This window comes from Salipiger sp. (genome assembly GCF_059781815.1).
Genome location: NZ_JBYNAH010000412.1, coordinates 1 through 1,137, shown reverse-complemented (window position 1 = coordinate 1,137; position 1,137 = coordinate 1). Strand labels below are relative to the sequence as shown.

Below are 1,137 nucleotides of genomic sequence, written 5' to 3'. Positions count from 1 at the left end.
GACCCAGACCGCCCGTCGGCGCCCTTTGAGCCAATTATCGAGGATGATACCGGCAACCTGTCGCCCTTTACCGCATCCCGTGCCATCACCCAGAAACCAGCCCTTGCGCAGGCGAAACGCGCCTTCGTCGCCCTCGGCCGCCGCCATCAACTGGCCTTCGATCTCGCCGCGCTTGAACCAGCCCTTGAGATGCGTCTCATGCGCGTTGCCCGCATAGATGACACTTTCCAGCTGCGGCGCAGAAAGAAGGCCGTCCTGAACGAGGTTCTTCGGCAGGATGGGACGATAGGTCGGCACGGGCGGCGGCACCGAGGCCATGGCGGTGGATTGCACCAGCGCGGTCGGATGTTCCGCCGCGCCATCGATCCTGATCGCCTGAAGGTCATAGGCCTCGTAGACCGTGTCCTGCAGCGTGCCGTCGGGTTGGCTCCAAGCCTTCGGCAGGTAGTCGATCGGGGCCGTCGTGATATCGTCAAACGGGTGCCTTGCGCGTTCTTCGGCGAGGGCACGGGTTTCCTTGCGCGCGGCATTGCGCAGGGCCTGCAGGTTGGTGCGGGTCGAAGCGGTCGGAGCCGACAGGGCCGTACTGGTGGGGCAGGGCGAGGGGCTGTGGCGCTGCGGGCAGTGGGTGAGCACTGCGTTGAGAAGGTCGGCGGTGGTCGCGCAGATCGGATGGTAGACGGCCTCGCTTTCGACCGATGCGATCTCATCAGCGCCAGTCGCACGCTTGTCGATCACCGTCAGCCGTGTGTCGATCGTGGTGCCATGCCGCGCAAAGACCTTGCCGTCGATAGCGGCGGAAAATACCACATCGGCGCTTTGTGCGATCCGCTGAAACGTCGACTGAAAGGATTTCGTCGAGGGGCGGAAGCTCTCGCCGGTGATGACGACAAGCCGCCCACCCGGCGCGAGACGCGCTAGGGCGGACAGGACATGTTGGCTGGTGGCCTGCCGGAACCGGCCGTCGACATGGTTGGCCGCAGAAAACGGTGGGTTCATCACGATGACCGAGGGCGTGATCGACCGATCCAGCCGGTCATCGATCGAGGCGGCATCGTGATCCGAGACGACTGCACCGGGGAACAGATGTCCCAGCAGGGCGCGGCGGGTCTCGGCAAGCTCATTCAGCGCCAGGCG

At 65.0% G+C, this 1,137-nt stretch carries 1 protein-coding gene; it reads right to left on the bottom strand.

The window, feature by feature from the left end:
• Positions 1–1,137, bottom strand: a 1,137-nt coding sequence (locus tag AC6RA4_RS25355) for a strawberry notch-like NTP hydrolase domain-containing protein (RefSeq protein WP_500165075.1), incomplete at both ends; no start/stop codon positions are given.